Raw genomic sequence first — 21484 nt, forward strand, 5'->3', positions numbered from 1 at the left:
GAATAATGTTGATTACCAAAAATGCCTGTGGAGTAAGCAATCAGAAATTGACCTAAGAACGAGTCAAAATTCTGATACAAACCCCACAGGCAATTATAATAAAATATCGAAATAACTTCTTTAAATAAATGGATTACTACTCATTATGCCATATCGTAGCCAGTGTACCTTCTCCAGCGTGTACGGCGATAGTAGAACTAATTTCACCGATAAAAATATCAAGTTTAGGAAAAAGGGCTTTAATCTCGGTTCCAAGCTCCTTTGCTTTATCATGAACATTTCCATGTAAAATTTGCACTTGAGATATGGAATGCTTTTTATATGCTTCCCCTAGCAATTCTAACATACGCTTAACTGCCTTTTTCTCAGAACGTACTTTATCAAAAAGCTCAAACTCACCATTATTGTTAATTCTAATAATCGGTTTTATTTTTAAAAGACTTCCAAGTAAATAAGAGGTTCCTGACATTCTTCCGCCTTTGTAAAATTGATCCAGACTTCCTAATAATATATAATTCTCTGATTTGGCTGCATCGTCCTGAAGGAATTGAGCAATTTCATTACTAGGCAATCCTTTTTTAGCTAGATCCATGCCTTTTTTTATTAGAGTTGTAATCGCATAGGACATTGAATTGGAATCGACTGCTTCAACTGGGAAATCTGCGAGTTTAGCACCAGATAGACAGCTGTTAATCGTCCCGCTTAATTTACCAGAGATATGTACAGCGACAGCAGAATCATATTTTCCTTTTAATTGTTCAAAAAGCTCGGCAAATCGACCTGCAGATGGCTGTGAGGTTTTAGGAATTTCCTTTGATGTAACAATTCGGTTATATAATTGATCTGTATTCAAATCTATTCCATCTTCAAATGTTTCATCACCAAATGTAATGGACAATGGAATAACATACACATCAGGATGTTTTTTAAATTCATCTGTAATATAGGCAGTACTGTCAGTAATCCAGGCAATCTTCTTTTCAGTCATCAATTTAGTTAGTCCTTTATAAATATTTACCCGCTAAAAAGGTTTGCCAATAAAAGAAAAGCTCTGCTTTCTCTTATCAATAAAGATAAATTTTTTTATCTTCCGGGCTTTTCCATTATACACTATTGGAACCGTTTGCACGAGTTTTAATCAAAGTTCATATATTGGTCACATTTAATACGTTCGTAAAATTTCCAATCAAAAAAGGAGTTGTTGGGACAACTCCTTAGTATATGAAAAAAATTAGATTACAGTTGTTGAGACCATTCTTCGACATTCCAAATCTTTGTTATCCAGTCCTCATAAAAATCTGGTTCGTGACAAACTAAAACAATGGTACCCTTATATGCTTTTAACGCACGCTTAAGTTCTTCCTTTGCTACAACATCAAGGTGATTGGTCGGTTCATCAAATAATATCCAGTTGCTTTCATTCATCAATAGTTTACATAAGCGAACTTTAGCTTGTTCTCCACCGCTTAATTGATTTAGTGGGCGTGAAATATGCTCATTTTTCAGACCGCATCTAGCAAGTGCAGCTCGCACCTGATGCTGATCCATGGAAGGGAACTCATTCCAAACATCATCGATCGGTGTTATATTTCCTGCTTTTACTTCTTGTTCAAAATAAGAAGGGAAGAGGAAGTCTCCTCGTTCGACTTTACCGCTGATTGGATTGATTTTTCCAAGCATTGTCTTTAGGAGAGTGGATTTCCCGACACCGTTACATCCAACAATCGCAATTTTTTCTCCGCGTTCAATTGATATTGACATTTTAGGTAACAGCGCATGGGTATAACCGATTTCGAAATCATTTCCTTCAAAAACATAGCGGCTGCTGCCACGAGATTCTTTGAATTCAAACGTTGGTTTCATGGCTGTTTCTGGACGGTCAATTCTTTCCATACGATCGAGCTGCTTCTGGCGGCTTTTTGCCCGGCCTGTTGTTGAATAGCGAGCTTTATTTTTCGCTATGAAATCTTCCTGCTTTTTTATGAATTCTTTTTGCTTTTCATAGGCATTTATATGCTGGTTTTTATTGATTTCAGCTAATTCAAGAAATTTTTCATAGCTTGCAGTATAGCGTGTCAGCTTTGAAAATTCCAAATGGAAGATCGTGTTAGAAACCTGATTCATAAATTCTGTATCATGAGAAATAAGAATGAATGCATACGGGTATTCTTTCAAGTAGTTTGTTAACCAGCGAATATGCTCGACATCTAAATAGTTTGTCGGCTCATCCAATAGTAAAATTTGTGGCTGTTCGAGAAGTAGCTTTGCTAATAATACTTTCGTACGCTGGCCGCCGCTTAGTGCAGAAACATCACGGTCTAAGCCGATTGCATCTAATCCAAGTCCTCGTGCAGCTTCTTCAATTTTAATATCTAGTGAATAGAAGCCACCTGCATCAAGGCGATCCTGGATTTTCCCCATTTCATCAAGTAAATCTTCTAATTCTTCTGGTGTTGCGTCTGCCATTTTTGCCGTTACTTCGTTTAAAGCCTTTTCTTGTTCAAAAAGTGGAAGAAACGCATCTTTGAGGGCATCTCTCATCGTTTTTCCTGGTGTCAAGACGGTATGCTGATCAAGATACCCATAATAAACAGAAGGGGTCCATTCGACACGGCCAGAATCATGAATTAGCTGTCCCGTAATAATATTCATTAACGTCGATTTCCCAACACCGTTCGCTCCGACAAGTCCTACATGATCCTCTGCAAGCAGCCTGAAAGATACATCTTTAAACAATGTTCGGTCACCAAATGTATGGCTTAAATTTTCTACATTTAATAAACTCATATTATAAAATCCTCACTTTTTCAAAAGTAATCCATTTTTACATCATACAAGATTTTTTCGCATAAAACTAGATTTTCCTAAGGTATATTGTTGGAAAATGTATAGATAAATAATATGTGAATCAATGTTATAAATTCTAGTAAAAGTAAAAACGAAAGGGTACCCGTTTAAACGGATACCCTTCATGATCATTTGATTCTATTATTTAACTTCCTCTTGCACTGCCAAACCAAGACCCTCTGCCACTTTTGTCCCGTATTCTGAGTCAGCTTTAAAGAAGTGTTGTATTTGGCGAAGCTTTATATCATCTCTTTCTACTGGTTTCATGGCACCGACGATATTATCGACAAGGCGAGCACGTTCTTCTTGAGACATTAAGCGGTATAGGTCACCTGCTTGAGTATAGTGATCATTGTGATCATAAGCAACGCTTTCTGCTATACCAGATACTTGATATGCAGCTTGTTTATGTTCAGGCATTTCAGTTGGTCCTCCAAAGCTGTTTGGCTCGTAGTAAACGGAACCCCCGCCATTGCTATCAAAACGCATTTGTCCATCTCGTTGATAGTTATTAACTTCATTTTTTGGACGGTTGATAGGAAGTGCTTGATGATTGGCACCGACACGGTAACGGTGTGCATCATGGTATGCAAATAGGCGGCCTTGAAGCATTTTATCTGGTGAAACATCGATTCCAGGGACAAGTGTTCCAGGTGAGAATGTTGCCTGCTCGACTTCAGCGAAATAGTTTTCTGGATTTCTATTCAATACCATTTTACCGACTTCAATTAATGGATAGTCTTTATGTGACCATACTTTCGTTACATCAAATGGATCAAATCGATACATATTCGCATCCTCTAGCGGCATGATTTGAACCTTTAATGTCCATGATGGATGTTCCCCATTTTCGATAGCATTAAATAAATCCTCGGTATGATAATCTGGGTTTTCTCCAGCAAGCTTAGCCGCAAGATTGACATCCATATTTTTAACACCTTGATCTGTAATAAAGTGATATTTTACCCAAACACCATTGCCGTCTTTGTTTGTCCATTTAAATGTATGGCTTCCGTATCCATTCATATGTCTTAATGTAGCTGGAATTCCGCGATCGCCCATTAAGTATGTTACTTGGTGTAATGATTCAGGTGATAAAGACCAGAAATCCCAAACAGCTGTAGGATTCTTCAGATGGGTCTTAGGATCTCTCTTTTGAGTATGAATAAAATCAGGGAATTTAATCGCATCACGAATGAAGAAAATAGGTGTGTTGTTGCCTACTAAATCATAATTTCCTTCCTCCGTATAAAACTTCACTGCGAACCCACGAGGGTCACGAACAGTATCTGCTGAACCAAGCTCACCTGCAACTGTAGAGAAACGTATAAACATAGGTGTGCGTTTTCCCACTTCAGATAAAAAGTCAGCTTTCGTATATTTTGTAAGATCATTTGTTACTTCGAAATAACCGTGTGCTCCAGCGCCTTTCGCATGAACAACGCGCTCAGGTACTCGTTCGCGATTGAAATGAGCTAATTTCTCAAGTAGATGCACGTCTTGAATTAAAGTTGGACCACGTGAGCCAGCTGTCATTGAGTTTTGGTTGTCTCCAACAGGAGCACCCCAGCTTGTTGTTAGTTTATTGTTTGTTGTCATCAATCATTCACCTCATTATATTTATTAAAATAATACTTGATTAAAATGATAACACTTCTCAATAAAAAATCAATACTTATTAAAAATTATTCTAAATAAAAAATAAGTATCAATAGTTTGAAAAAAATAACACTAATATATCTATATTTTTAAATGTGGACAAAAGAACTAAAAGTAAAAAATAGTGAATTAAGTCATAACTTCATGAAATTCATTCATATTTTTTATGAACCAAAATGGGTAAACTACGATAAAACATTTTTTAGAAAAATTTTCAGAAAACTGTCCGCTATATATGTACAAATATGAAAAATATGATAAAGTAATACGTAAGAATCCTTTATATATCAATGTTATTCATGTCCTTCTTGTAAATACAGTTGTATTTCAGGGGGTGACAATTTGGAAGAAATTTATCAAATTGGAGGATTAATTATGACAAGTAAAACATTGGATGCATTCTTAAATGAAAATCTCGAAGATTTAAAAGGGAAGGGTTTATATAATGTCATTGACCCATTAGAAAGCCCAAACGGCCCAATAATTAAACTTAATGGCAGGGAATTAATTAATCTTTCTTCTAATAATTATTTGGGATTGGCTACAGATACTAGGCTAAAAGAGGCAGCAACGGAAGCTATTCATAAATATGGCGTTGGTGCAGGGGCTGTTCGTACAATCAACGGAACATTAGATATTCACGTAAAACTAGAAGAAAAATTAGCTGAGTTTAAACATACTGAAGCTGCGATAGCTTATCAGTCTGGCTTCAACTGTAATATGGCTGCTATATCGGCTGTTATGGACAAAAATGATGCAATTCTATCAGACGAATTGAATCATGCCTCAATTATCGACGGTTGCCGCCTATCTAAAGCAAAGATTATTCGTGTTAACCATTCTGATATGGACGATTTAAGAGAAAAGGCAAAAGAAGCGAAGGAGTCTGGGCAATATAATAAAATTATGGTCATTACAGATGGAGTTTTCTCAATGGATGGAGATATTGCGAAGCTTCCTGAGATTGTGGAAATTGCTGAAGAATTTGATCTTATTACATATGTAGATGATGCCCATGGTTCTGGCGTATTAGGTGACGGAGCAGGTACAGTTAAGCACTTCGGTCTATCTGATAAAATTGATTTTCAAATTGGAACCCTTTCTAAAGCAATTGGAGTTGTCGGCGGATATGTAGCTGGTAAACAACAGTTAATTGATTGGCTTAAAGTACGAAGCAGACCGTTTCTTTTCTCTACATCCTTAACTCCAGCAGATGTTGTTGCTAGTATGAGAGCAATTGAGATATTAATGGAAAGCACTGAGTTGAACGAAAAATTATGGGATAATGCCAATTATTTAAAAGCAGGTTTGAAGAAGCTAGGGTTTGATATTGGTGAAAGTGAAACTCCAATTACACCTTGTATTATCGGGGATGAAGTCAAGACACAGGAATTCAGTAAAAAATTAAATGAAGAGGGCGTATATGCAAAATCAATTGTATTCCCAACTGTTCCAAAAGGGACTGGTAGAGTAAGAAATATGCCTTCCGCAGCACATACAAAGGAAATGCTTGACCAAGCAATTGCGATCTACGAAAAAGTTGGAAGAGAGCTGGGTATTATTTAATCAAGGGGAAGGATTGGAAAATTAGATGAAAAAGATTTTTATTACAGGTGCATTAGGGCAAATTGGCTCTGAATTGACCATGAAACTTAGAAATATTTATGGAACTGATAATGTCATTGCAACGGATATTCGCAAAAATGACTCTGAAGCTGCTCAATCGGGCCCTTTTGAAGTGGTGGATGTAACAGATACAAAGACGATGATTGAAACAGCAAGGAAATATGAAGCAGATACAATTATCCATATGGCCGCATTGCTTTCTGCAACAGCTGAAAAAAATCCTGTATTTGCTTGGAATTTAAATATGGGTGGGTTAATGAATGCTCTTGAAACGGCAAGGGAACTAAAAGCACAATTTTTCACTCCTAGCTCTATCGGCGCATTTGGCCCTTCAACACCAAAGGATCAAACACCACAGGATACCATTCAGAGACCTACAACGATGTATGGAGTAAATAAAGTAGCTGGTGAATTGCTTGCGGATTATTACTATCATAAATTTGGTGTTGATACAAGGGGTCTGAGATTTCCGGGTCTTATTTCGTATGTAACACCTCCTGGTGGCGGAACGACAGATTATGCAGTTGAAATTTACTATGAAGCCATAAAAAATGGACGTTATACTTCATACATTAATAAAGGAACTTATATGGATATGATGTATATGCCTGATGCACTTAATGCCATTATTGACTTAATGGAAGCAGATAGTTCGAAATTAATCCATCGAAATTCATTTAATGTAACAGCAATGAGCTTTGATCCAGAAGAAATTGCTGCAGAAATTCGTAAATCTATTCCTAGCTTTGAAATAAGCTATGACGTTGATCCTGTAAGACAACAGATTGCTGATAGCTGGCCAAATTCAATCGATGCGACTGCCGCTAAAGAAGAATGGGGCTTTAAAGCAGAATTTGATTTAAAGAAAATGACTATCGATATGTTAGAAAAGCTTAATAAATAAATGATAAAAGGACAGCTAAAATTAGCTGTCCTTTATTCTAATGCTAAAAAAATCTTCAAGAAATTTTTTCTTTTCTATCTCAGTCAATTCCAATTTTGTTTTTACGCCATTTTTCGCTTTGGTAACCGTTTGACCTGAAAGTGTAATTCTTCCATTCTCTGTTGCTATTGTTGCAATATCACCATGAGTAAAAGAAGATTCAGGTGAAGTTTGATTAAAATAGCATCCTTCAGAAAAATCTTCTAACTTTTTTGGAACATTTGCAAAGCGATATAATGTTTTCCATTCTTGATTTTCGAATCGCTGCAAGTCAAATAAATGATTCTCATTCAAATTGATCCGGTAAATTCCACTTACATCTTCCTGCTCTTTTCCTGTTAATGGCAAAGGCTTGCGGACGGAATCTCCAAAGCCAACATCTACAAGATAGGGCTGATCTAAATGAACGATCATTGCTGCATGAGTATTTTCTTTGGCCCAGCCATTTTGTTTTTTTACAGTACAGGATATTAAATGTGATTTGAAGCCAAGCTTGGTTAATAACTGCTGAAATAGTCCATTTAGTTCATAGCAAAAGCCACCCCTATGGTCTCCGATTATTTTATTGTAAAAACGACTCAAATTTAGGGTGATTTCTACGTTTCGAGTTACATCCAAATTTTCAAAGGGAATATTCTCCATATGATGCTTTTGCAGCTTCTGTAAAAATTCCAAAGTGGGTTCGCTTTCTTTTTCTACTGAAATACGCTGTAAATATGCTTTTACGTTCATAGAATCACCTTCTAAATAAGCTCTTTCTATTTCACATAAATTAACTTCTCAGATTTTGGAAGAACTCTTCCTATCATTGATGCATGAGCTAGACCAGATTCATGTAATATTTCAATATATTTTTTTGCTTCATCTTCTGGTAAAGCAACTAATAAGCCGCCTGAAGTAATGGCATCACATAAAATATATTGATTTTCAATAGAAATATTTTCATAAGACACATCTTCATGAAGCCACTTATGGTTAGATTTAGAACCACCAGGAATTATACCTTTTTCTGCTAGCTCATATGTACCTTCCAATACTGGAACTTGATCTAATATAATTTCAAAGCTAACATCGCTGCCACGAGCCATTTCGCTTCCATGACCAAGCAGTCCAAATCCAGTTACATCCGTTACAGCATGTGGAGAAAAGGGATTTAACATTTCAGCAGCTATTTTATTCAACATTGCCATTGTTTCAGTTACGGCTATCTCTTGTTCTGGAGTGACAGCGCCCCTTTTAATACCAGTTGTTAAAATTCCTACACCAATTGGCTTAGTTATAACAAGAGCATCACCAGGCTTTGCCCCGACATTTTTCAATACTCGTTGTGGATGAACAGTACCTGTAACAGAGAGTCCGAATTTCGGTTCCTGATCATCAATAGAATGTCCTCCAACAGTAATAGCCCCAGCTTCCTTTACCTTATCACCGGCACCTCGTAGTATTTCTGCAAGTATTTCAGCACCAAGCTTTTTAATTGGGTAGCCTACGATATTTAGCACTGTTTTTGGCTGTCCACCCATGGCGTAAACATCACTAAGCGAATTGGCAGCAGCAATTTGACCAAACATATATGGGTCATCAACAATCGGTGTAAAATAATCTACAGTTTGGATTAAAGCGATCGAATCGGTTAATTGATAAACGCCTGCATCATCAGATGTTTCGTGGCCAACAAGCAATTCTGGCACAGGTTCTTGTTTTGGTAATAAACGCAAAACTTGCGTCAAGTCCTCAGGACCAATTTTGCATCCTCAGCCAGCTTTAGTTGACATGGAAGTCAATCGGATTTTTTCATTCTCACTCATGATACCACCTCCTCAAATAAGTATACCTTTATTCATTGAAAATATCATAAAAATGAATTGGATTTATTGCAAAAAAAGATAGAATATACTAGAATAACATTATAAAATATGCGAATATTTAGTAAATTTTTTGTAAGGAGGTCTATTGATGGAAAAGTTTGAAGTGAAAATTGAATTTTGTATGATGTGAAACTATGCACCAAAAGCTGCGAGTTTCGCAGAAGAGCTCTTCACACATTTTCGACATAAAATTGAAAAGATGGAACTAATCCCAAGTTCGGGTGGAGTATTTGAAGTAACTGTAAATGGAGACAAGATTCACTCAAAGAATGAAACTGGATTATTTCCAAAAGTCCATGAAATTATTGAAAAAATGCAGGCGTAGCCTATATATTAAGCCTTTTCCATTATTTGAATGGAGGAGGCTTTTTTGCATTAGGATTTTTCCTAAAATATTAAATAAATGTAGTTTTTTACTTATTTGACTGTAATATTATTATGTAAACTATTTTTAGATTATTTTACCGAATTTGGAGAGGGGAATAATGGTATAATGAATGGGCAATGATTGGAGGAATGATTAGTGAAACATTTACTTAGAAATATACCTCCCGTACATGAACTACAAAGGGATGACCGATTTCTCCTTTTAATGAAGAATTACGGGATTGATTCGAAATATATGACAAACCAAATGAAATTAGTGCTTGATCATATTCGTAATGAAATGTTGGTTGACCAATGGATGGGACCAGAACCAGGAAGTCAAGCGTTTATTGATTCATTATTTCAAAAATTTGAAGCCTCGGTCAATCATCAATATAGCTATACGATTAAAAGGGTAATCAATGCAACTGGGACAATCCTACATACGAATCTCGGCCGTGCGCGATTAAGTGAAAACGCAGCACAGCATATGCTAGATACGGCTCTTCATTATTCGAATTTGGAGTATATGCTAGATGAAGGTGTGAGAGGTTCAAGACATAGTCATGTTGAAGCACTTGTAAAAGAATTAACGGGAGCAGAAGCAGCCATGGTCGTGAACAATAATGCTGCTGCTGTATATTTAATTCTTAAAGCCTTAGCTGAAAATCAGAATGTAATTGTATCAAGAGGACAACTTGTTGAGATTGGAGGGTCTTTCAGGATTTCTTCTATTATGGAAGAAAGCGGAGCTCATCTCGTTGAGGTTGGAACTACGAATAAAACACATTTAGCTGATTATGAAAAAGCAATTAACGAACAAACATCAATGATATTAAAAGTCCACACAAGTAATTTTAAAGTTGTGGGTTTTACAAAGTCGGTGGAGTCAGAAGAATTAGCATTATTGGCAAAAGAGAAGAATGTTATTTTTTATGAGGATCTAGGCAGCGGAGCATTATTTGATTTTCGCCAAATAGGTATAGGTGACGAGTCAGTGGTAAAGGAAGTATTAAGGATGGGGGCTGACCTTGTTTCTTTTAGCGGAGACAAACTATTAGGCGGACCGCAAGCCGGAATAATTGCTGGTAAGAAAGAGTTGATTGATTCGTTGAAGAAACATCAACTTGCACGTGTACTAAGAGTGGATAAGATGACTCTTGCTGCTCTTGAAGGAACCTTAATTGATTATGCAAAGGGTGAAGATGGGATAAAGAATATTCCAGTTATAAGGGATCTGATGGTAACAAGAGAAGAATTGAAACAAAGGACTGAAGTCTTTATTCAAAACTTGCAAACAAATTCTTGCCAATATGATGTTGAAATTCGTGAAAGCTCTGGGCAGGTAGGTGGAGGAACAATGCCAGATGTAAAACTTCCATCCATTGTTGCAGTTATCAGGCATAAAAAGTTGACGTCTGAGGAATTAGCAAAAAAATTAAGAACAGAAACTTCTCCTTCCATCGTTGTCCGTATTCAAAAAGAAGAGGTACTTATCGATTTAAGAACTGTTACAATGGAAGAAGAAACGTATATAATCGATGCACTTTGTACTTCTTAATCATGATAAGAAATCCGCTAATGGCTTCTAATTATTTGTAATTAGAAGCCATAAGTTTTTTAATTTATAGTTTTCTATTCTACATATCGTGACTTGAGTTATTTTTCTGCCTTGTATGGTTTCTATTTTTTACTTTTTTTGAACCGCTCAATGGTTCTGGTTGACCTGGATTATCTCCTTTAGGTGCATTTTTTCGCATATCTTTACTATCATTTTTATTCATATTGTTCATCCCTCCTAACAATAGCTTGGTGAGATGCTGTAAATTTATACGGAATATTTTTTTAGCTGTATGCACAATTTAAATGTACAAAATAATAAAGGAGTGAAATAAGGGATGCCATACAATAAGAATAAACAGCAAGCATTCCAAGCTGCTCAACAAGGGATGGAGGATGCTCAGGAGTTATATTACGAAATTGTGAGGGACTCAGCCACTTATGGTCATCAGCTAAAACATTTAAAACAAGAAGTCAATGAAGCTTACGAGCAAATTGAAAATGCACTTGAAGTTGCTTCAGAATCTCAAAAAGCCCAGTTGAAAAAATTTCAGCAGGATTTAAGCAAAATGGTGACCGAAGTAAACGAATATCAATAATATTCCCTGAAAATTAATCATAACGATCGAGCACGATAAACTAAAAAAGAGGAAGCGAAAAACCAATCGCTTCCTTTTATTTTATACATTAAGAAAGTATAAATTGTCAGCGTAGAAGATGTTTCGACGTAGTTGCCAATTTTAGGAATTAAGTACGACGGACAGGATGTCCTATTCGTGCGAATGCCACAGGACGTGGCATGTATGAGCGCGATAAGTGCAACTACGCCTCTGTCATCTCCTTTCCAAAGCTCGCCACTCGGCGAGTTTTCTTTATTGATTTTTCTTTCGTTTCTTATTATTCTGCTTCTGGGCTTCAGATAATGGTTCGTTTGAAAATTCTTCGTTAAATCCAGCTCCCATACCTTGTCCTTTGGCTGCATTCATGCCTGGAATGACATGATTCGCTTTTCTTTTACCCATCGTCAATCACCTCCATCAACTATTTTTTCGCAATAATTGCAGGAATATGTAAACCTTCATTTTAATCCTTCTACACATGTTAAATAAGAAAAAAATTTTGTAACATAGTAAAGTTCATAAGAAATGAGCTTTACTAAAATCGAAAATCCTTTTCGTTTTACATCTTATTAATATAAAATCAAATAAAATCGATTTTTATATAAGAAAAACTTATCAAAAACAATAACTTTCTTGTTATTTACTTATATAGAAGGTTGTATTAAGATTAGAATTGTTAGAAATGTAAAGATGGACGAAAATTGCATCTTTTCGACAATTGTTAAACTCTTACACGGAATAATCTTTAAAAAGGGGGAAATTACCCATGGTGAAAAATGATGTATTTAATTCCCGTAAATCTTTTGATTTAAATGGGAAGCGTTACAATTACTATCACTTAGGCGCTTTAGAAAATTCTGGCGTCGGCAATGTATCTAAATTACCTTATTCTATTAAAGTATTATTAGAATCTGTCCTTCGACAATATGACGGACGTGTTATTACGAAAGAACATGTTGAAAACTTAGCAAAATGGGGTACTGATGAAGTAAAAGAGGTTGATGTACCTTTCAAGCCCTCACGTGTAATCCTTCAAGACTTCACAGGTGTTCCTGCTGTAGTTGACTTAGCATCACTTCGTAAAGCGATGGCTGATATGGGTGGAGATCCAGACAAAATCAATCCGCTTAAGCCGGTTGACCTTGTCATTGACCACTCTGTTCAAGTCGATAAATTCGGAACTGCTGAAGCTCTTGGTTTAAATATGGAGCTTGAATTCGAACGTAATGCAGAGCGCTATCAATTCTTAAGCTGGGCGCAAAAAGCATTCGATAATTATCGCGCTGTGCCGCCAGCAACAGGTATCGTTCACCAAGTAAACTTGGAATACCTTGCAAATGTTGTTCATGCTCTTGAAAATGAAGCTGGAGAATTTGAAGCATTCCCAGACTCTTTAGTAGGAACAGATTCACATACAACAATGATCAATGGTATTGGTGTATTAGGTTGGGGTGTTGGAGGAATTGAAGCAGAAGCAGGAATGCTTGGTCAGCCTTCATATTTCCCAGTTCCTGAAGTTGTAGGGGTTAAACTAACAGGGGAACTTCCAGATGGTGCTACTGCTACTGACCTTGCATTAAAAGTTACTCAAGTACTTCGTGCTCACGGTGTTGTTGGTAAATTTGTAGAATTCTTCGGTTCAGGAGTAACTGCATTACCACTAGCGGATCGTGCAACAATTGCAAATATGGCTCCAGAGTATGGTGCAACTTGTGGTTTCTTCCCAATTGATGCGGAATCATTAGAGTATATGCGTTTAACAGGTCGTTCTGAAGAACAAATCCAAATTGTTGAAACATATTGTAAAGAAAATGGATTATTCTTCGATCCTTTATTAGAACCAGTATATACAAATGTTATTGATATAAATCTTGCTGAAATCGAAGCAAATCTTTCTGGTCCTAAGCGTCCACAAGACTTAATTCCTTTATCTGCAATGAAGAAGGAATTTAATAAATCAATTACGGCTCCACAAGGAAACCAAGGCTTTGGTCTAGATGAGAAAGAAATCAACAAAGAGATTACTGTTAACTTTAATAATGGCGATTCAACTGAAATGAAAACAGGTGCTGTGGCAATTGCAGCTATTACGAGCTGTACAAATACATCTAATCCATATGTATTAGTAGGTGCAGGTTTAGTTGCAAAAAAAGCAGTTGAACTTGGTATGGAAGTTCCTAAGTTTGTAAAAACGTCATTAGCACCGGGATCTAAGGTTGTAACTGGCTATTTACGTGATTCAGGTCTTCAACCATATCTTGATCAACTAGGTTTTAATATTGTTGGATATGGATGTACGACTTGTATCGGAAACTCTGGTCCACTAAAAGACGAAATAGAAAAAGCAATTGCAGAGAGCGATCTTCTAGTTACATCAGTTCTATCTGGAAACCGTAACTTTGAAGGCCGTATTCATCCGCTTGTGAAAGCAAACTATTTAGCTTCTCCACCGCTAGTAGTCGCGTATGCACTTGCAGGAACTGTTGATATCGATCTTAAAAATGATCCAATTGGTAAAGATAAAGAAGGAAACGATGTCTTCTTTAAAGATATCTGGCCTTCAACTGCTGAAATTAATGATGTTGTTAAGCAAACTGTTACACCTGAATTATTCCGTAAAGAATATGAAAATGTATTTGGTGATAATGCTCTTTGGAATAAAATTCAAACAAGCAATGAACCACTTTATACATTTGACGATACATCAACATATATTCAAAACCCGCCATTCTTTGAAGGATTAAAAGCAGATCCAGATGAAGTAAAACCATTAGATGGTTTACGAGTTGTGGGTAAATTTGGAGACTCTGTAACAACAGACCATATCTCTCCAGCAGGTGCAATTGGAAAAAATACACCAGCAGGTAAATATTTACTTGAAAATGGTGTTGAAGTTCGCGATTTCAACTCTTATGGATCTCGTCGTGGTAACCATGAGGTTATGATGCGTGGTACATTTGCAAATATTCGTATTCGAAACCAAATCGCACCAGGTACAGAAGGCGGATTCACAACTTACTGGCCAACTGGCGATGTAATGTCGATTTACGATGCTTGTATGAAGTACAAAGCGGATGGAACAGGACTTGCCGTACTTGCAGGTAAGGATTATGGTATGGGTTCTTCTCGTGACTGGGCTGCAAAAGGTACAAACCTTTTAGGAATTAAAACAGTTATCGCAGAAAGCTATGAGCGTATTCACCGTTCTAACCTAGTATTAATGGGAGTTCTTCCTCTTCAATTTAAGGAAGGCGAAAGTACTGAAACTCTTGGTCTAACAGGTAAAGAAACAATCGATGTTCAAGTCGATGAAAATGTAAAACCTCGAGACCTTGTTAAAGTAACAGCTACTGATGAAAACGGAAATAAGAAGGAATTTGAAGTTCTTGTACGTTTTGACTCAGAAGTAGAAATTGATTACTACCGTCACGGTGGAATTCTACAAATGGTTCTTCGCGAGAAATTAGCAAATTAATAAATGATTAATATAGACGTGTGGTTTCATTATGAAATCACACGTCTTTTTTTATTAGTGGATACAAATATTTATTTTTACAAATCATGTAAGCTTTTGTATTGTATAGAAAGAACCGATAATCGGAGGCTGGAAAATGGAAGCGATATTTATAGGACCTTTTATCATCAAATATGAATGGGTATGGCTAATTATTTCTTTTATTAGTGCATATTTCATGATGAAATATAAAACGAAAACAGACCGAGAATTTCAACCATTTTTCATGGATTCTGTCATAAATGCTGTCATAATTGGATTTATTACCTTTAAACTTAGTATAGTATTGTTTCAACCTTCAATCTTAAAAAATCCACTATTAATTCTTTACTCATCAGGAGGAAAAAAGGGGATCATAATTGGATTAGTATTAGGACTCATTTATATAGTATGGAAACATAAAAAAGGAAAATGGTCTTTATACGTTTGGATAAGTTCAATTGTTTACGGTATTGTCACATTTTTCATTACTTTTTGGCTTTCGAGAACCTTATTTTTTCTTATCGTCTAGGTTACAATACGGTTAAATAGGATAACCCCCACTAAGGAATGTTTTTGTTGACTCGACTTCTCGAAGAGGGTACAGCCCGTTAATCTGCGAAAAAAGGTGTTGAACAGATGATAAAGAAGATATTCGCCGGAATTGTATTATTTGGGTTAATGACAGTTGCGATCGTTCAAGCAATGGAGAAGGAAGAACCTAGGCCTAAAAATGATGATCGTCTTACAGGTTTGAGTGTTGGTTTAAAGGCTCCAGATTTTGAATTGAAAAATTTAAAAGGTGAAACAGTTAAACTGTCAGATTATAAAGGTCAGAAGGTCATGTTAAATTTCTGGGCTACATGGTGCCCTCCATGCAAAGCAGAAATGCCGGATATGCAGAAATTTTATACAGAATCTGGCGATAATAATGCAATTTTAGCCATTAATATAGATCCTGAATATGATGTTGCGGGATTTGCAAAAGAATTAGGTCTTGATTTTACAATTCTTCTCGATGATCAAGATAAAGTGAACACAGCCTATAAAATCTTAACCATCCCAACAACATTTTTTATTGATGAGGATGGAATCATCACACACAAACATTTAAGTGCAATGTCGATCGAAACGATGAGAAAATATTCAGGATTATAAGCATTGAGCATCAACAAAAAAGCTGGTGTTTTTTTATGGCTGTATTAAAGCTCAGTATTAATAATGCTAACAGTTAAGTTAAACATATAAAAAAGAAATATATAATTTTCGAAAATTTGTAATAATTTAAAGGTTTTTTGTCCATAATAACTGTTAATATAGGATTAAAGGAAGGTGAAATTGTAATGAGAAAACCTAGAAAACGCTCATTCGCCGAACTTGTTTTAGAAAATAAGCGACAGATATTAAAAGATCAGTCTGCTATGGAGAAAATAGAAGAAAAATTAGAAGAAAAACGGCTTCATAAAGCAGAATAACATTCATTTCCATTAATAAAACCCTCCTCAAAGTCACATACTTTAATTGAGGAGGGATTTTTTATGAGTAACCCGAAAAGGGACGCTAGGAAATTTAATCCTAACCACATAGGTACGCAACCTCGTGGTTATGGAGGTAATAATGGAAAGAAAATGCAGAGTAATACAGGTGGAACCCCTCAAGTAATACAAACAAAAGGTGAATAACACTTTCATAAGCCCGCTGCATCATTATTCAGATGCAGCGGGTTATTACTATTGGTTAAGTTTTAGTATAGCCGCCACACTTTTCCGTTGATATTTTTTCTTTGAATTCACAAACTAAATTTGTATCACCACTTAATCAATAGGAGGAATAATAAAATGACATTTAACAACAAACCGAAGCCTGATGATAGAAGTGATAATGTTGAAAAACTACAAACAATGGTAGAAAATACGATGGAAAATATAAATGATGCCAATGAGACAATGCAGTTTGCTGATGGAGAGGAACGTGCAAAGATTGCAGCGAAAAACGAACGTCGTAAGGAAAGCATTCAGGCAATGAAGGAAGAAATTCAAGATGAAAGTCAAGCACGTCAAAATGGCTTTAAAGAAAATAATTATCAATAGAGAGCGTGGAATACTTCTGTAGACATAGAAGACCTGATTCTGTTATCAGGTCTTTTTAAGCTCTTCTTTTTTTCCATTGAAGGAAATATGATATGATTAGTATTGGAAATTGAATAGAAGAAGTGATATTTCGATGGAAAAACAAAGACAAAGAAAAGTAATGACGGAAAGAATAACTCTTTGGAAAAATGAGCTTCGTCAATTCGGATACATAGAAAAGGAAAATGAAGTTTTATCCTTCTTAAGCTCTCTAGATGAAGAAGAAGACAATGAGATCATCTCCGAAATTTTAACACTTATTGCTCTGTCGAGAATTGGAAAATCGAAGCAAGACTCACTTGGGTTAGTATGGTTAAATAAGGCTATTAAATTAAATCCTGACAACCAAAAAGCTGCTGAGTATTTAACTCAATTCGAATGGAGTAAAAAGGAAAGTATCTTTACTATTCTCTCATTTCCTACTTTAAGAGAAACTGACAACAAACAAGCAAAAATGAAAACAGCAGAGGATATTCTTGAAGTTTGCAGGGAATTTATTGAGCTAGCAGAAGAGGAAATAGATGAGCTTCACAAATTAAAATTAAAAACAAAGGATGCTCATTTGCTTCAATCTTATGAGAAAATGACAGAGATATTAAAGCTTTCTTTGGAAGATACGGTCTTGCTTATAAAAGCAACAGAGGAATATTATCAATCAATTGCAGGTGTATTTTATAATTCTTCCTTTTATAGTGAAATGAAATTAATAATTGATCGGATAGAAGGATGGAAGGAGGATTGGCACCAATTATTCCTTACAAATATAGACAATGAAGAAAATGGTGTTAGCCCCCTTGAAGAGCTTCAAGAGATGATTGGCCTAGAGGAAGTAAAAGAGCGTGTAAATCTTTTGTACCGTTTTTTAAAATATCAAAAGGAACGTAAGGCACTTGGTTATCAATTAAAAGATGAATTGAGCTTACATATGATTTTAACGGGAAATCCCGGTACTGGAAAAACGAGCTTAGCGCGGTTGCTTGCAAAAATATATCATGAGCTTGGAGTTCTTCCCCGTGAAGAGGTAGTGGAAGTTGATCGATCACAGCTTGTTGGTGCATATGTTGGACAAACTGAAGAAAATGTAAAGGCATTGGTTGAAAAAGCTCTTGGCGGAGTATTATTTATTGATGAGGCTTATAGTTTAAAAAGAGAGGGGCAGACTGGAAATGATTATGGTCAAGTAGCCATCGATACTTTAGTGTCTTACATGACTAGCTCTGAGTACGTTGGGAAATTTGCGCTTATATTAGCTGGGTATCCTGAAGAAATGCGTCAATTTTTAGATATAAACCCTGGACTTCGAAGTCGTTTCCCAAATTCAAATCATATTCATTTGCCGGATTATTCGAATACAGAATTAATTCAAATTGGAGAAAAGCTCGCCATAGACAATGACTACATTATGACTGAGGATGCAAAAAAAGAGCTTGAAAAACGGATAGAGAGAGATCGGGTAGATGACACTTTTGGAAATGCTCGGTCAGTTAGATATATTGTACTTGATGCGATTTTTAAAAAAGGGTCAAGCTCTAGAAAGGAAAACCATATTTTAGACTTTACATTACTAGAGAAAAAGGACTTTGAAAATATTATTCAAGACAAAGGGAATAATCCAAAGGTGCAGCTTGCAAATTTAATCGGACTTGAATCTGTAAAAAATGAAGTAAATATGTTATTGGCATTTGTGAAGATGCAGCAAATAAGAAGAGAAAAGGGGCTTCCTATCGTCCCTGTCCAGCTCCATTCTGTATTTACTGGTAATCCAGGGACTGGCAAAACAACCGTTGCCAAAATATATGCGGAGCTCTTAAAGGAATATGGATTTCTGAAGAGGGGCCATTTAATTGTTGCAAGCAGAGCTGATTTTGTCGCTGGTTATGTTGGTCAAACTGCAATCAAGACAAAAAAGAAAATAAAAGAGGCGCTTGGTGGTGTGCTCTTTATTGATGAAGCCTATTCCTTACTATCATCATCTCAAGGGGATTTTGGCAAGGAAGTCGTTGATACGCTTGTTGATGAAATGACTAAGCATAATGAAAATTTAGTCATCATATTAGCTGGTTATCCAGATGAAATGAGAGTATTGTTACATAGTAACCCAGGTTTGAAATCGAGATATAAGAAGTTTTTCCATTTTAGTGATTATTCTATTGATGAACTTCTGGAAATCATTATTAAATATGCTTCAGACTATCAATATGAATTAACACAAGAGGCGCTTAAATATTTAAAGGAAGCGTTAAGTGTAATTCAAATTAACGGAAATGGCCGCTTTGCTACAAATTTAACGGATGAAGCAATCCAATCACAAGCATTGCGGCTTATTTCAGAGGAGAAGGATTGTAAGCATTTAAAGCATGTTTCATATTTAGAGAAATTAGATTTTGAAACGGCATTAACAAGAATTAGAGAGGGGAATCATAATGTTAGTATCAACGAAGGAAATTGAAGTGAGATATGCGGAAACGGACCAAATGGGTGTTGTTTATCATGCAAACTATTTAGTATGGATGGAATTAGGAAGAACACAAATCATTAAGGACTTAGGCTTTAATTATGCTGAAATGGAAAAAGACGGAATTATTTCGCCTGTACTTGATATTCAAGCCTCGTATAAAAAACCTCTTCATTATGGTGAAAAAGCAATTGTAAAAACGTGGATTGAGGAATACGATGGTTTACGAACTAGTTATGGTTATGAAATATATACAGAGAAAGATGAATTAGCTGTCACAGGATTTTCAAAGCATGTTTGTGTAAAAAAGGAAACCTTTAGACCGATTTCTATAAAAAAATATTACCCAGTATGGCATGAAGCATATGAAAAAGCAAAAAAGCAACCAGCAGAAGCTTATTAGAAATGAGAAGAGGAGATAGCATTCAACTTATGCTATCTCCATTATTTTGTTAATTTTTCGCAGATTAACGGGCAGTAAGACCCCCACTTCAAGGATTCGCGTATACAAAGAAGAGTAAGTGGGGGATCAACTGCCCATAAATGCCCGACGACGGACACGATGTCCTAGTCAGGCGAAAGCCACAGGACGAGGCGTTTTGAGCGTGATTGGTTCAAATAACAATAAGTGGGGGATGAAGGCCGACTAAGAACGCCACGTCCTGTGGCAACGTCGGCACTAGCACGTCCTGTGCGTCGAAAAACCCCCACTGATGGAAGTTTCACTTTATCTCAGATTAACTGGCTGTAAGACCCCCACTTATTGAAGTTTCACTTTATAAGAAGGTTCATTTTCAATTTCATTAAACTCCACAGACAAATCATGATTATCAAAATACCATAGATCTTTTTCTTCTATAAAATAAGTGATTCCGTTTTTAATTGTCTCAGCACCAGCATCAATAGGTGCATCGGTTGATATTCCTAATGAAAAGCCTTTCTGAACAGTGCTACAGCCGCCATATCGTGCAAAAAAACGTACGAAATCTCCCTCTTTTAAGAGCATTTCTTCTACAAACCAAGCTGCTGCATCCTCACTAATATGTATTTTCAATTGAAACTCCTCCTTTTGAGAATGATAGGTGGTTTAGTCGATATACGGAATTATACCGCTTAATATCATCAAAAAATTAAAGATAATATGCCAAATAATTGCAGGGAGAATGCTTCCTGAGCGAACTGTTATCCCAGCATAGAATATCCCTCCAAGTGCAAATAGAAGGCAAACACCCCATGAAAACCCGAGTGCAATATGTGAGATTCCAAAAGTGATCCCTGAAAATATAACAGCTGCTTTTTCCCCTGCTAAATCACTCATTCTTGTTAACAATATCCCTCTCCACAATATTTCTTCCAGTATTGCATTTACAAATGAAAAAATAAATAGAAAAAATAGAAAGGAGGGAGAAGCTAATTCAATGTTTGAAAAATGAATAAAAGGAATAAAAACTGCGAAATTAATACATATTGCAATCATTAAAAATACTTTTACTGAAACAGAATGAAAACCACTCCATATAAACGGAAATGAAATTGTTGCCTTCCAATTAGGTTTAACCCAATAATGATTTAGTACTACATCAAATTTTTTTATAACGTAGACCATGAAAATGATTGGAAAAAAAAGCAGACAGCGATTCATGATCATTAAAATACTAATGGGGAAGGGGAATTCTTCTATAAATCTATCTCCATATAAATAAAATAAGTAACCAAGTATGTAAGCGGTAATCACCCAAATAAAAACTCGATTTTGTTTAGATGTTACTGTCATAAATATAACAAATCCAATAATTATTGTGAAAGCAAGTGTAAATTGCTTATATTGCGTAAAGATAATAATAATTAAAAAAATGAAGAGCTGTAAAAATGGCAGTACCTTAGCTTGCCGATCAATTGTAGTCAATTGGTTCATCCT

At 35.8% G+C, this 21484-nt stretch carries 21 protein-coding genes and 1 pseudogene; 13 read left to right on the forward strand and 9 right to left on the reverse strand.

The window, feature by feature from the left end; translation table 11 throughout:
• Nucleotides 1-136: 136 nt before the first annotated feature.
• From FSZ17_RS10770 to katA, 3 genes are all read right to left on the reverse strand, one after another.
• Nucleotides 137-988, reverse strand: a complete 852-nt coding sequence (locus FSZ17_RS10770; protein WP_057770141.1) for a DegV family protein — start codon at nucleotides 986-988, stop codon at nucleotides 137-139.
• Between the two features lie 248 nt (nucleotides 989-1236).
• A complete protein-coding gene (locus FSZ17_RS10775; RefSeq protein WP_057770143.1) occupies nucleotides 1237-2787 on the reverse strand; it encodes an ABC-F family ATP-binding cassette domain-containing protein in 1551 nt (516 codons plus the stop codon).
• Between the two features lie 201 nt (nucleotides 2788-2988).
• Nucleotides 2989-4446, reverse strand: coding sequence for a catalase KatA (gene katA, locus FSZ17_RS10780; RefSeq protein WP_057770144.1), 1458 nt, complete (start codon nucleotides 4444-4446; stop codon nucleotides 2989-2991).
• Nucleotides 4447-4866: 420 nt separating this feature from the next.
• Here katA and FSZ17_RS10785 point away from each other — a divergent pair, with 420 nt between their 5' ends.
• Nucleotides 4867-6072 (forward strand): glycine C-acetyltransferase, encoded by a 1206-nt coding sequence (locus tag FSZ17_RS10785; RefSeq protein ID WP_185150718.1) that lies wholly within the window; start codon nucleotides 4867-4869, stop codon nucleotides 6070-6072.
• A gap of 25 nt (nucleotides 6073-6097) precedes the next feature.
• Nucleotides 6098-7036 (forward strand): L-threonine 3-dehydrogenase, encoded by a 939-nt coding sequence (locus tag FSZ17_RS10790; protein ID WP_057770147.1) that lies wholly within the window; start codon nucleotides 6098-6100, stop codon nucleotides 7034-7036.
• Nucleotides 7037-7057: 21 nt separating this feature from the next.
• Here FSZ17_RS10790 and FSZ17_RS10795 read toward each other — a convergent pair whose 3' ends face one another.
• Both FSZ17_RS10795 and selD read right to left on the reverse strand, forming a co-directional pair.
• A complete protein-coding gene (locus tag FSZ17_RS10795; RefSeq protein ID WP_057770149.1) occupies nucleotides 7058-7807 on the reverse strand; it encodes an arylamine N-acetyltransferase family protein in 750 nt (249 codons plus the stop codon).
• A 26-nt stretch (nucleotides 7808-7833) separates the two neighbouring features.
• The gene (gene selD / locus FSZ17_RS10800; protein ID WP_082625193.1) at nucleotides 7834-8883 is read right to left on the reverse strand and encodes a selenide, water dikinase SelD; all 1050 of its coding nucleotides are present in this window, start codon (nucleotides 8881-8883) and stop codon (nucleotides 7834-7836) included.
• Between the two features lie 202 nt (nucleotides 8884-9085).
• Between selD and FSZ17_RS24105 the strand changes: the two are divergent.
• Together FSZ17_RS24105 and selA are read left to right on the forward strand one after the other, a co-directional pair.
• A pseudogene (locus FSZ17_RS24105) lies at nucleotides 9086-9268 on the forward strand (Rdx family protein); the annotation flags it as partial.
• 198 nt (nucleotides 9269-9466) lie between these two features.
• Entirely contained in the window at nucleotides 9467-10870 is a 1404-nt protein-coding gene (selA, locus tag FSZ17_RS10810; RefSeq protein ID WP_057770152.1) for an L-seryl-tRNA(Sec) selenium transferase, read from the forward strand.
• Between the two features lie 79 nt (nucleotides 10871-10949).
• Here selA and FSZ17_RS10815 read toward each other — a convergent pair whose 3' ends face one another.
• Complete coding sequence (locus FSZ17_RS10815) at nucleotides 10950-11093, reverse strand: small acid-soluble spore protein P (protein ID WP_082625194.1); 144 nt, start codon at nucleotides 11091-11093, stop codon at nucleotides 10950-10952.
• Nucleotides 11094-11207: 114 nt separating this feature from the next.
• Here FSZ17_RS10815 and FSZ17_RS10820 point away from each other — a divergent pair, with 114 nt between their 5' ends.
• The gene (locus FSZ17_RS10820) at nucleotides 11208-11468 is read left to right on the forward strand and encodes a hypothetical protein (RefSeq protein ID WP_057770155.1); all 261 of its coding nucleotides are present in this window, start codon (nucleotides 11208-11210) and stop codon (nucleotides 11466-11468) included.
• 273 nt (nucleotides 11469-11741) lie between these two features.
• Here FSZ17_RS10820 and sspO read toward each other — a convergent pair whose 3' ends face one another.
• Entirely contained in the window at nucleotides 11742-11891 is a 150-nt protein-coding gene (gene sspO, locus FSZ17_RS10825; RefSeq protein WP_057770157.1) for a small acid-soluble spore protein SspO, read from the reverse strand.
• A gap of 364 nt (nucleotides 11892-12255) precedes the next feature.
• On the opposite strand from sspO, the gene acnA reads away from it, so the two are divergent.
• The 8 genes from acnA to FSZ17_RS10865 all read left to right on the forward strand — a co-directional run bounded on the left by acnA (nucleotide 12256) and on the right by FSZ17_RS10865 (nucleotide 19969).
• The gene (acnA, locus tag FSZ17_RS10830) at nucleotides 12256-14964 is read left to right on the forward strand and encodes an aconitate hydratase AcnA (protein ID WP_057770159.1); all 2709 of its coding nucleotides are present in this window, start codon (nucleotides 12256-12258) and stop codon (nucleotides 14962-14964) included.
• A 136-nt stretch (nucleotides 14965-15100) separates the two neighbouring features.
• On the forward strand, nucleotides 15101-15514 hold the full coding sequence (locus FSZ17_RS10835; RefSeq protein WP_057770162.1) for a hypothetical protein: 414 nt from the start codon (nucleotides 15101-15103) through the stop codon (nucleotides 15512-15514).
• A 107-nt stretch (nucleotides 15515-15621) separates the two neighbouring features.
• Nucleotides 15622-16140, forward strand: a complete 519-nt coding sequence (locus FSZ17_RS10840) for a peroxiredoxin family protein (RefSeq protein WP_057770164.1) — start codon at nucleotides 15622-15624, stop codon at nucleotides 16138-16140.
• Nucleotides 16141-16325: 185 nt separating this feature from the next.
• Nucleotides 16326-16457: an FbpB family small basic protein gene (locus FSZ17_RS10845; RefSeq protein ID WP_057770166.1), complete on the forward strand. Its 132-nt coding sequence runs from the start codon at nucleotides 16326-16328 to the stop codon at nucleotides 16455-16457.
• Nucleotides 16458-16520: 63 nt separating this feature from the next.
• Complete coding sequence (locus FSZ17_RS10850; RefSeq protein ID WP_057770168.1) at nucleotides 16521-16664, forward strand: acid-soluble spore protein N; 144 nt, start codon at nucleotides 16521-16523, stop codon at nucleotides 16662-16664.
• A gap of 156 nt (nucleotides 16665-16820) precedes the next feature.
• Complete coding sequence (gene tlp, locus FSZ17_RS10855; RefSeq protein WP_057770170.1) at nucleotides 16821-17072, forward strand: small acid-soluble spore protein Tlp; 252 nt, start codon at nucleotides 16821-16823, stop codon at nucleotides 17070-17072.
• A 133-nt stretch (nucleotides 17073-17205) separates the two neighbouring features.
• Nucleotides 17206-19560, forward strand: coding sequence for an AAA family ATPase (locus FSZ17_RS10860; protein ID WP_057770172.1), 2355 nt, complete (start codon nucleotides 17206-17208; stop codon nucleotides 19558-19560).
• The gene (locus FSZ17_RS10865) at nucleotides 19535-19969 is read left to right on the forward strand and encodes an acyl-CoA thioesterase (protein ID WP_057770174.1); all 435 of its coding nucleotides are present in this window, start codon (nucleotides 19535-19537) and stop codon (nucleotides 19967-19969) included. The genes FSZ17_RS10860 and FSZ17_RS10865 overlap by 26 nt, the downstream gene beginning before the upstream one ends.
• A gap of 357 nt (nucleotides 19970-20326) precedes the next feature.
• Here the strand turns inward: FSZ17_RS10865 and FSZ17_RS10870 are convergent, their stop codons facing one another.
• Together FSZ17_RS10870 and FSZ17_RS10875 are read right to left on the reverse strand one after the other, a co-directional pair.
• A complete protein-coding gene (locus FSZ17_RS10870) occupies nucleotides 20327-20620 on the reverse strand; it encodes a HesB/YadR/YfhF family protein (protein WP_057770176.1) in 294 nt (97 codons plus the stop codon).
• 33 nt (nucleotides 20621-20653) lie between these two features.
• Complete coding sequence (locus FSZ17_RS10875) at nucleotides 20654-21472, reverse strand: CPBP family intramembrane glutamic endopeptidase (protein WP_057770178.1); 819 nt, start codon at nucleotides 21470-21472, stop codon at nucleotides 20654-20656.
• Nucleotides 21473-21484 lie beyond the last annotated feature (12 nt).

Origin of the sequence: Cytobacillus dafuensis (assembly GCF_007995155.1) — a bacterium.
Classification (GTDB): domain Bacteria; phylum Bacillota; class Bacilli; order Bacillales; family Cytobacillaceae; genus Cytobacillus; species Cytobacillus dafuensis.

What these genes read in the sequence shown, in the direction of transcription:
- FSZ17_RS10770 (WP_057770141.1), bottom strand. Translation starts at nt 988, where the DNA reads ATGACTGAAAAGAAGATTGCCTGGATTACTGACAGTACTGCCTATATT.
- FSZ17_RS10775 (WP_057770143.1), bottom strand. Translation starts at nt 2,787, where the DNA reads ATGAGTTTATTAAATGTAGAAAATTTAAGCCATACATTTGGTGACCGA.
- katA (WP_057770144.1), bottom strand. Translation starts at nt 4,446, where the DNA reads ATGACAACAAACAATAAACTAACAACAAGCTGGGGTGCTCCTGTTGGA.
- FSZ17_RS10790 (WP_057770147.1), top strand. Translation starts at nt 6,098, where the DNA reads ATGAAAAAGATTTTTATTACAGGTGCATTAGGGCAAATTGGCTCTGAA.
- FSZ17_RS10795 (WP_057770149.1), bottom strand. Translation starts at nt 7,807, where the DNA reads ATGAACGTAAAAGCATATTTACAGCGTATTTCAGTAGAAAAAGAAAGC.
- FSZ17_RS10815 (WP_082625194.1), bottom strand. Translation starts at nt 11,093, where the DNA reads ATGAATAAAAATGATAGTAAAGATATGCGAAAAAATGCACCTAAAGGA.
- FSZ17_RS10820 (WP_057770155.1), top strand. Translation starts at nt 11,208, where the DNA reads ATGCCATACAATAAGAATAAACAGCAAGCATTCCAAGCTGCTCAACAA.
- sspO (WP_057770157.1), bottom strand. Translation starts at nt 11,891, where the DNA reads ATGGGTAAAAGAAAAGCGAATCATGTCATTCCAGGCATGAATGCAGCC.
- acnA (WP_057770159.1), top strand. Translation starts at nt 12,256, where the DNA reads ATGGTGAAAAATGATGTATTTAATTCCCGTAAATCTTTTGATTTAAAT.
- FSZ17_RS10835 (WP_057770162.1), top strand. Translation starts at nt 15,101, where the DNA reads ATGGAAGCGATATTTATAGGACCTTTTATCATCAAATATGAATGGGTA.
- FSZ17_RS10840 (WP_057770164.1), top strand. Translation starts at nt 15,622, where the DNA reads ATGATAAAGAAGATATTCGCCGGAATTGTATTATTTGGGTTAATGACA.
- FSZ17_RS10845 (WP_057770166.1), top strand. Translation starts at nt 16,326, where the DNA reads ATGAGAAAACCTAGAAAACGCTCATTCGCCGAACTTGTTTTAGAAAAT.
- FSZ17_RS10850 (WP_057770168.1), top strand. Translation starts at nt 16,521, where the DNA reads ATGAGTAACCCGAAAAGGGACGCTAGGAAATTTAATCCTAACCACATA.
- tlp (WP_057770170.1), top strand. Translation starts at nt 16,821, where the DNA reads ATGACATTTAACAACAAACCGAAGCCTGATGATAGAAGTGATAATGTT.
- FSZ17_RS10860 (WP_057770172.1), top strand. Translation starts at nt 17,206, where the DNA reads ATGGAAAAACAAAGACAAAGAAAAGTAATGACGGAAAGAATAACTCTT.
- FSZ17_RS10865 (WP_057770174.1), top strand. Translation starts at nt 19,535, where the DNA reads ATGTTAGTATCAACGAAGGAAATTGAAGTGAGATATGCGGAAACGGAC.